Annotated in this window: 6 protein-coding genes, 2 tRNA genes and 1 pseudogene; 6 read left to right on the top strand and 3 right to left on the bottom strand. The window is 37.7% G+C overall.

What is annotated here, in order from left to right; translation table 11 throughout:
- Positions 1 to 113 precede the first annotated feature (113 nt).
- Positions 114 to 743, bottom strand: coding sequence for a riboflavin synthase subunit alpha (locus tag I6F48_RS19925; protein WP_197120149.1), 630 nt, complete (start codon positions 741 to 743; stop codon positions 114 to 116).
- 128 nt (positions 744 to 871) lie between these two features.
- On the opposite strand from I6F48_RS19925, the gene I6F48_RS19920 reads away from it, so the two are divergent.
- The 5 genes and pseudogenes from I6F48_RS19920 to I6F48_RS19900 all read left to right on the top strand — a co-directional run.
- Positions 872 to 2,242, top strand: a complete 1,371-nt coding sequence (locus tag I6F48_RS19920; RefSeq protein ID WP_197120148.1) for an MATE family efflux transporter — start codon at positions 872 to 874, stop codon at positions 2,240 to 2,242.
- Positions 2,205 to 3,269: a DUF3080 family protein gene (locus tag I6F48_RS19915; protein ID WP_197120147.1), complete on the top strand. Its 1,065-nt coding sequence runs from the start codon at positions 2,205 to 2,207 to the stop codon at positions 3,267 to 3,269. Before I6F48_RS19920 ends, I6F48_RS19915 begins: the two co-directional genes overlap by 38 nt.
- Positions 3,270 to 3,382: 113 nt before the next feature.
- Positions 3,383 to 3,459: transfer RNA gene (locus I6F48_RS19910), tRNA-Val, on the top strand.
- 26 nt (positions 3,460 to 3,485) lie between these two features.
- A tRNA-Val gene (locus I6F48_RS19905) sits at positions 3,486 to 3,562 on the top strand.
- 581 nt (positions 3,563 to 4,143) lie between these two features.
- Positions 4,144 to 4,678 (top strand): annotated as a pseudogene (locus tag I6F48_RS19900) (IS256 family transposase); the annotation flags it as partial.
- Between the two features lie 148 nt (positions 4,679 to 4,826).
- On the opposite strand, the gene I6F48_RS21435 reads toward I6F48_RS19900, so the two are convergent.
- A complete protein-coding gene (locus I6F48_RS21435; protein WP_231615277.1) occupies positions 4,827 to 5,285 on the bottom strand; it encodes a hypothetical protein in 459 nt (152 codons plus the stop codon).
- 15 nt (positions 5,286 to 5,300) lie between these two features.
- Positions 5,301 to 5,588: a hypothetical protein gene (locus I6F48_RS21430; RefSeq protein ID WP_231615276.1), complete on the bottom strand. Its 288-nt coding sequence runs from the start codon at positions 5,586 to 5,588 to the stop codon at positions 5,301 to 5,303.
- Between the two features lie 188 nt (positions 5,589 to 5,776).
- Here I6F48_RS21430 and I6F48_RS19890 point away from each other — a divergent pair, with 188 nt between their 5' ends.
- The gene (locus tag I6F48_RS19890) at positions 5,777 to 8,608 is read left to right on the top strand and encodes a TonB-dependent receptor (RefSeq protein ID WP_166109293.1); all 2,832 of its coding nucleotides are present in this window, start codon (positions 5,777 to 5,779) and stop codon (positions 8,606 to 8,608) included.
- Positions 8,609 to 8,737 lie beyond the last annotated feature (129 nt).

Here is an 8,737-nt window from a genome sequence, read left to right as displayed (position 1 = left end):
TGAAACTTGAAAAAAGCTGTAAAAAAGGTCTGAAAGCTAAGCGTTTCAAAGCTGCACTCGATACTGATTATGCAGATAAAGTTTTACAGCTTATTTATTGAGCTTACGTAATCTTACCCTGCCTGAAGGCGTAAGTAGTTCTCTACCGTATTTACAATAGTGTAAGTTTGCTGATCAACTTCAATATTAAACTTGTCACCCACTTGCGCTGCACCAATATTTGTAATGGCGAGTGTTTCTGGGATTAGGTGTAACCAAAAGCCTTGTTCGTCAACTTCGCCTACGGTTAAGCTTGCGCCATTAATAGAAACAAAGCCTTTATACAACACATACTTTTGCCACTCTTTTGGTAAGCTGAGTTGAATTTTGCAGTTATTCTCAAGTTTCACTATTTGAGAAATTTGTGACGTACAATGAATATGCCCAGACACTATATGCCCACCCAACTCAGTACCAAACGTAACAGAGCGCTCATAATTAACTAAACTACCTAGCTCAAGCAAACCTAAATTAGTTAGCTTTAAGGTCTCGTCAATTACATCAAAGTGTACTTGCGCCAACACATCATGGTTACTTAGTTCAACCTGCACAACCGTTAAACAACAGCCATTAATAGCAATACTTGCGCCTAAATCTAAATGTTTAACGTACTCATCGCTTACCGATACAACTAAGCGTAAAACACCGTCTGTTTGAGTTTTAGAGACCACCGTAGCTTGCGTTTGCACTATTCCTGTAAACATAAAATCACTTTAAATTATTACAAAGTGCTAGTTTAACGTATCAACTCATAAAATCATTCACTCCTGTGATTTTTATTTGAAACACAATAGATTACAATTGCCGCCTGTTTTATCAAATAGCTGTTTTTATGACCTTTTGTAATTGGGAAGCTAAGCGTTTACTTTCCCTCGCTTTACCTGTTTTTTTAGCGCAAGTAACTCTTATTTTAATGTCGGTCGTCGACACAATTATGGCCGGACAAGTAAGCCCTACCGACTTGGCCGCACTTTCTATTGCTACTGGTATTTGGAACCCTCTTTTACTTGGCCTTCAAGGTATTCTATTAGCGCTTACTGGTATTATTGCGCAGTTTTCAGGTGGCGGCGATCGCAAAGGGATTAGTCATTATTTTCAACAAGCTCTCTATTTAACGGCTATTTTATGCTGCGTAGGCTTTTCTATTACCTATTTAGCCGACACCATTATTTTTAAACTAGACACCAGCCCAGCGATTGCAAATCTTGCGTATGATTACATTCACTTTGTTAAGTGGGGCATTTTTGGTTTTTTAACTTTTACCGTATACAGAAACGTTACCGAAGGCATGGGTATGACTAAGCCCGCGTTTTATATAAGCCTGCTGGGTTTAGCTGTAAATATTCCGGTAAATTATATTTTTATAAATGGCTTATTTGGCTTACCCGCTTATGGCGGCGCAGGGTGTGGTATAGCAACAGCCATTGTTTTAACCGTTATGGCAATAGCGCAAGTTACCTATTGCCACACAAGTAAAAAGGTAGATGCCAAAGGCCTGCTTTCATCATTTAAAAAACCTAACCTAACCACTATTGGTATAATTACAAAATTAGGGATACCAATCTCACTCGCCACTTTTTTTGAAGTTACTTTATTTGCGTGTATACCGCTGTTTATAGCGCACTTAGGTGCAGTTGCAGTCTCTGGTCATCAAATAGCAGCAAGCGTTACTACTTTGTTATTTATGATGCCGTTAAGCTTATCTATCGCTATAAGTATTCGTATAGGCAATTTATTTGGCCAAAATAAAATGACCGAACTTAAAGTTGCGGTATCTACTAGCTATATTTTAGCAATTGCGATTGCATTATTTTTAGCACTCATAACATTCCTCGGCCGTGATTTAATTAGCCAGCTTTATACCGACAGCCCTGCCGTAATGGCATTGGCTTCATCAATTATGATTTTAGCGTGTGTTTATCAGTTACCGGATGCACTACAAGTTGCAGCCAATGGCATACTTCGAGGGTTAAAATACACCACGCCTATATCGTATATCACGTTTATATCGTATTGGTTAATCGGCTTTTGTTTAGGTTACGTATTGGCAAGAACAGACATAATTGTGCCAGCAATGGGGCCTCATGGCTTTTGGGTTGGAATAATAGTTGGCCTAAGTGTTGCTGCTATTTTATTAATGCTAACGGTAAAAAAACGTCTAAAATATGAATTTCTTAAAATTGATACACTTAATCAAAGCTAATAAACTCAGCCTTAAAACATTACCAGCTACAATGCTGGTAATGTTCGTTTTTGCACTTACCGGCTGTAGTAAAGCACCCAGTAGTGTAAACGCAACTTATGTTGAGCGCTTAAGTAGCACCGTTAATGTAAATACAACACAGCCTGCGCCACTTAAGCAACTCCCTTTACTGCAGCCTACCCCAATAGCACAAAGTGACTTAACACTGAGCATTGTTGAGCTTGCAGGTATTAGCCAATGTAAGCTTAACGTCCTTATAAGTGAGCACAACAATCAATTAGGTAAAACCGCCAGTGCTGCGGGGCAATTAAAGTATCAAATAAACTTTATTAAAAGTGCTCAAGTTTGTTTAAATACACTGGATAAAAATAGCCCTAGTTACACAAAAATACTCGCTGCCAAAAACTACAAAGAAACACACCTAATGCACTTTTTTAACGCCATGCTATTTAAAGAACCAGAGCTTAATAAAACATGGCTGTTAACATCAAACGAGCTAAGTAGCGAACCCGCAGGATTTAGTGATACCTTGCAGGCGCTAAAACAACTTGTACTTATTAAACAGCAAATTAACGCTAAACAATTTAGTAAAATTAATAGCGATTCTATTTTTAGCGCACTCGAGCAGCTTAATAAATATCAATTTAATCAAGCTTTAATTCAGTCAGCCCGTAAACAAGTGGTGTTAAACAACAACGCCACACAGTTTGTAAAAACACTAAACTTTAATACGCTGTGCCCAGAGGGTAAAAATAATATAAACGCAAAAATCATAAGCAACATATTTCAAAAATTTTATTTAAAAGAAATTCAGCCCTATCAAGCGCAGTTAACTGGTTATCTAGAAGTACTACAACCGCTTTATAATGAGCTTTGGTTTAACGAAAGTATCTCAAGCCCTCAAATTAATAACTTAGTAAAAACGGGCTCGACAAGTAACTTACTGAACTTACTAAAAAGCTCTGCTAAAAATCATGTAATTTGGTGGCAAGGTTTTTATAAAACGTGTGAAATAAGCCCAATATGAATAAAAAAACGGCAAATAAACTCAAAAACAACAAACTTGCTTGATTCACCAACCGCCACGCTATATATTAGCCGCCGTTGTTAAGCAATTAACACCTACTTAAATAAAGTAATACGACTGTAGCTCAGTTGGTTAGAGCACTACCTTGACATGGTAGGGGTCGGTGGTTCGAATCCACTCAGTCGTACCAACATTTAAAAATCCTAAAAAAATTGTACGACCGTAGCTCAGCTGGTTAGAGCGCTACCTTGACATGGTAGAGGTCGGTGGTTCGAATCCACTCGGTCGTACCAATTAAACTCTATATTTCAAACAGTTAAAAATCCTATTCAATCTACTCGTTTAATTTTTTGTTGAAAATTAAATTCTTAGTTTTTTTATTATTTTGTATTCAAAATTTTAAAATAACGAGAGCCAAGCCTCAAAAGATCATCCTAAAAATTCCAGTTTTTATCGATTTGTGCCCAAACTTGTGCCCAAGCGCCCAAACCACTTTTTTAGCTCTTTAATCTTCCTCAAAATTAGACCCCTACCCTTGCAAATTCACAAACCTCAAATCACAAATTCCAAACCAAAAATTTCAAATCAGGTGACCACTACCCTAATATTTTCCGTGTCATTTCATGAAACATCCTATGACCCCTATTCTATAAACGTAAAAATCCAAGCAGTCACGCTTAACAGAGTTGATTTAATTAATTGTAGATATCCTTAGTTTCTTACTGGATATTATGCACAGAAGAATTCTTAATGGCTGGAAAAAATCAATTGGACAACAACATCAAAAAACGAAATCTAACAAATTAATCCACTAGATTACATCACCTCAATAATGTTTTGTCAGCCAGAGGCAAAGTCAACACTTGATTACTAGCTTTCAGTGCTTACTGATCTTAGTAATCGTGTGTTAAGGATATTTTTATTACCTGTGTTGATGAGTTAACAGGTTTTCCTGAGGCCATTGCGACTATTTTCCCAGAAACCGAAACTCAGCTATGCGTAATTCATCAAATCCGTAACTCAATGAAATACGTAGCGTCTAAGAATCAAAAAGCATTTATGGCTGATTTGAAACCTGTCTATAAAGCAGTCAGTTAGGAATAAGCTCAACTCGCACTTGATGAGTTAGAGGCTAAATGGGGAAATGCTTATCCATTAGTCATTAATTCTTAGCATAGGAAATGGCATAAATTACCCCATTACTTTAAGTACCCAGAGCGCATCCGGAAGATTATCTATTCCACCAATGCAGTGGAAGCAGTACATCATCAGTTCAGAAAATTAACCAAACCAAAGGGCACTCCCTAATGAAAATAGCTTACTGAAATTATTGTACGCAGGCATATTAAATGCGTCAGAGAATATGTAGGACGATGCCAATTCATAATTAGAGTCTCTGCTTATCCTAACTAGCTATTTATTTTGAAGGGCGTTTAGACAGCGTACTGGATATTTAAATAATTTAACTTTTCTTTTACCGTAAAATCAAAATACACGTGTAGGTTAGCTGTACAACGTAATTTAAAAGCGTTTGCTAACCTACAGAACCTCAATGTATCAACATGAAAATTCGACTGTAATCTCTCCTAAACCTTCGTACTTTATTGATGTTTTTTTATTTATATCTAATTGCATTAGACCGTTATAAGAGCCGGTAATAAAGATATGTCCTGCTTTTAATTCAAACCCATTTTCCGTTAAAAAGTTAATAGCCCAATATAAAGGAAGCTGCGGCAAACCTGCCGGATGCTTCCCTGCATAGCTTTGTAAATCTTCGCCCTGTTTAACATCAATATTTATATCACTGCTCTCGTATGCTTTTTTAACGTCTACTTTAGAGCCTAAATATACACCTTGATTAGATAATCCATCGGCCAATTTTTCATAGTGTGTTGCTTGATAACCCTCTGGAAATCTGTTTTGAATAAGCTCCAACGCTAAATGGGCACTACCAATGGCATTATCTATATCCTCATTTTTATATTCTTCATAGCTTGCTAGGTCTTTGTTTAACACAAATGCAATTTCTGGCTAAATGAGCGCTTTATTATTTTTTGTGAAAAGAGCACAACGTCCCATAGATTTAACCGGAGCATGCAAAAGTGGCGCGAGGATAATCGTGCCATCACCTGATGGAAGCATACATTTCCAACCATACACTTTTTGGTTATTTAGCTTAATCATCAACTTCTGAACTGCTAAAACGTCGTCTATAGAATTAAGCGTTATATCTGATGATAAGTCTGGTATCGCAATGCCTTGCTCTCTTTTATTTAGTAAATGCTTAGCGATATGTTCAAGCAAGATTGAGTTATCCACTGTAGTTCCTTTTTTGCTATTGAAAGTTATTTGCATAGTAATAATAACAGTGTTCTTGACAATTAAACATATGATGTTTAGATTTGTCGAACGTTACTCTTTTGCGAATTTACTTCTTGTTAAGTGAGTAAACTCTCAAAGGTTGAACTTTACCTGACGACACGACACACAAATATATGGAGATCACTATGCGTTCAAAGAAAAAAATTGCACTCGGTGTTTTAGCCGCTCTCTCAAGCTGTTCATTTGCTCAAGCTGCTACAAACGATAAAGTAAAAGACGATACTGAAGTCATTGTTGTAACGGGTGTTCGTTCAAGTCTCGAGGCCGCATCATCTCTAAAACGTTACAGCGATAGTGTTCAAGATAGTATTGTTGCTGAGGATATTGGTAAGTTTCCCGATCAAAATGTGGCTGAGTCTTTACAACGTGTTCCTGGTGTTTCAATTAACCGTGTAAATGGTGAGGGCTCAAAAATAACCGTTCGTGGTTTTGGCCCAGAATTTAACGTTGTTACATTAAACGGGCGCACATTAGCTACTTCTGAAATTGGTCGCTCGTTTGATTTTCAAGTATTAGCAGCTGAGCTAATATCGGGTGCTGATGTCGTTAAGTCGCCTACGGCTAAAACACCTGAAGGGAGCATTGGTGCTTATGTTAACGTTAAAACTGCACGCCCATTAGATAACCCCGGATTACATGTACTTGGCTCTATAAATGCCAAATACAGTGAACTTTCTGGCGAGACGAGTCCTGAATACTCTGCGTTATTTAGCAATACGTTTGCTGATGAAACATTTGGTTTTAATATTGCCCTTTCACAACAAAAAAGTGATAACCGATACGATTCAATGGGCACTACCCGTTGGTTATTACTCAATAATGAGCCAGGTGTGATTGAAGGCGACATTCATAATTTAGATGGCAATGTGGTTACGCCAACTATGCTTCGCCATGCTGGGCGAATTGAATACGCATTAGGGCAAGAGCATCGCGAACGTACAGGCATTAATACCAGTTTTCAGTGGGCACCAGATTCAAGCTTTACCAATACTTTTGATTACATGTATACGGATCTCTCAGTAGAAACTCAAACTCAAGGTTTGCAAGCCGGTTTACAGTATCCTAATTGGCGAAATGTGGTTGTATCAGACAACGGTACTATTTTATCAGGCACTAAGTTTTCGGGTAAAACACTGGGCGGAACTGGTGAAAATGTAGATTTTAGAATTGATGGTTTATTTCAAGAGCTGGAGTCAAAATCAAAAACACAGGCATTTGGGTTTAATTCTATAAAAGAATTTGATGTATTAACGCTTGAGTTTGATATAAGCCATTCAACATCAAAATCAACGCCGCGTAGCGACTTATTAGTTCCTAATTATATTTCACCGGAGCGAAACGACAGTTTAAATTTTGATTTTAGAAACACTGATACCGTTAATTTAGACACAACCATTGATTATGCTTCGCCGACAAGCGTGAGAGCACATTGGAATCAAGTTTCACATTACGAATTAGAAGACACGATTACGGAGCTGCAAACAAAAGGGAAATACCTACTCGATTTAGAGTTTGCTGAAAGCCTAACCTTAGATTCAATCGATTTTGGTATTGCGTATTCAGATCGCGAAAAAGTAAGAGATCGCTTTGAAACATTCCATGAAGATAACTGTGGTTTAGTAGCACCGAATGCCGATATTTGTGGCGAACTTAGAGATATGCCTGATGACATATTTTCAGCAAGTCCCTATTCAGATTTTTTAAGTAGTGAGCCAGGTAATTTTCCGCGTGACTTTTTGTTTGCTGATATAAATAAATACCATAGCGCTATTCGTGATATGACCAAAAATCCAAATTGGCCAAACGAGCAATATAACGAAATCGCATCATCAAGCGTCACCGAAGAGAAAATAAGTGCTTATTCGCAGTTTAATCTCAGCGGCTTAATTGGTGATTACGATTGGCGCGGTAATGTGGGAGTCCGTTATGTAAAAACGGATACAAGCTCAAGCGGTTACGGCAAAAGGCGCCTAGGTTATACGGGCGAGCTTGATAATGGCCAACCTTTATTAGTTGTTGATTACACAGACTCAGGAAGCCTTAAAGCCAAAAATAGTTACACTAACTGGTTACCTAGCGCTAATTTTAGTATTAATTTAAGTGATAACTTATTGGTAAGAGCCGCAGCGGCTAAAGTTATGTCGCGCCCTGCCATTGACGACATTGGCGTACAAACAACGTATACCGATATGCAAGCAGGTAGCTTTTCTCAAACAGGTGGCAATCCTTATTTAGCACCTTATAAAGCTAATCAATACGATTTATCTTTTGAATATTATAGTGATAGCGGCGATTCTTACGCGGTTAACTTTTTCAAAAAGGATATATCTAGCACAATTGCACAAATAACTTATCTAGATAATACGCCTGATATTTGGGATGGGTCGCAATACGTTGATTCATCAGTAAGTATTGATGGATACGGCAATGTAAACGAAACTATTAATACTAAACAAAACCAATCAGGCGGCTCAATTACTGGAGTAGAACTTGCTGTACAACATAATATGGATTATTTACCGAGCTTTTTAAATGGCTTAGGTGTGCAAGCAAACTATACATGGGCTGATACTACAAATAAAAACACACAAAAAATAGAGCTTCCAGGTGTGACCGACCCAGGTGATAAATTAGAGGGATTTGCCGAAAACTCTTATAACATTGTTGCCTACTACGACAAAAATGCATTTCAAGCGCGTTTAGCCTACAACTGGCGAGATGACTTTTTAAGTAGCCGAGCAGGTATACGCAGTGGTGGATTACCAGAGCATACTGCAGCTTATGGTCAGCTCGACTTTAGTATGTCTTATGCGGTTAACGATAACTTTACGCTAACAGGCGAAGCAATAAATATAACTGATGAACGTACCTATCAATATGCCGATGTAAAAGAGCGCGTTATTAATACCCAATATACTGGTCCGCGTTACCGTATAGGTATACGCGCTAAGTTTTAACGCTTTATTGAAATAACCCAAATTGCTATAAAGATCGCTCATCAGCGATCTTTATTATATCCCCACTATGTCAGTTTTAAACATATAAACAACGATTAAAATTAGTTACCACTCCCCCTATTTTGTGCA

The organism is Pseudoalteromonas sp. SWYJ118 (assembly GCF_015864505.1).
GTDB classification, from domain to species: Bacteria; Pseudomonadota; Gammaproteobacteria; order Enterobacterales; family Alteromonadaceae; genus Pseudoalteromonas; species Pseudoalteromonas arctica.
Note: the sequence above shows the minus strand (reverse complement) of the source record. Positions and strands in the feature narration are given on the sequence as shown.

Excerpts from the sequence above, each read along its gene's own strand:
- I6F48_RS19925 (WP_197120149.1), bottom strand. The coding sequence starts at position 743 with ATGTTTACAGGAATAGTGCAAACGCAAGCTACGGTGGTCTCTAAAACT.
- I6F48_RS19920 (WP_197120148.1), top strand. The coding sequence starts at position 872 with ATGACCTTTTGTAATTGGGAAGCTAAGCGTTTACTTTCCCTCGCTTTA.
- I6F48_RS19915 (WP_197120147.1), top strand. The coding sequence starts at position 2,205 with ATGAATTTCTTAAAATTGATACACTTAATCAAAGCTAATAAACTCAGC.
- I6F48_RS19890 (WP_166109293.1), top strand. The coding sequence starts at position 5,777 with ATGCGTTCAAAGAAAAAAATTGCACTCGGTGTTTTAGCCGCTCTCTCA.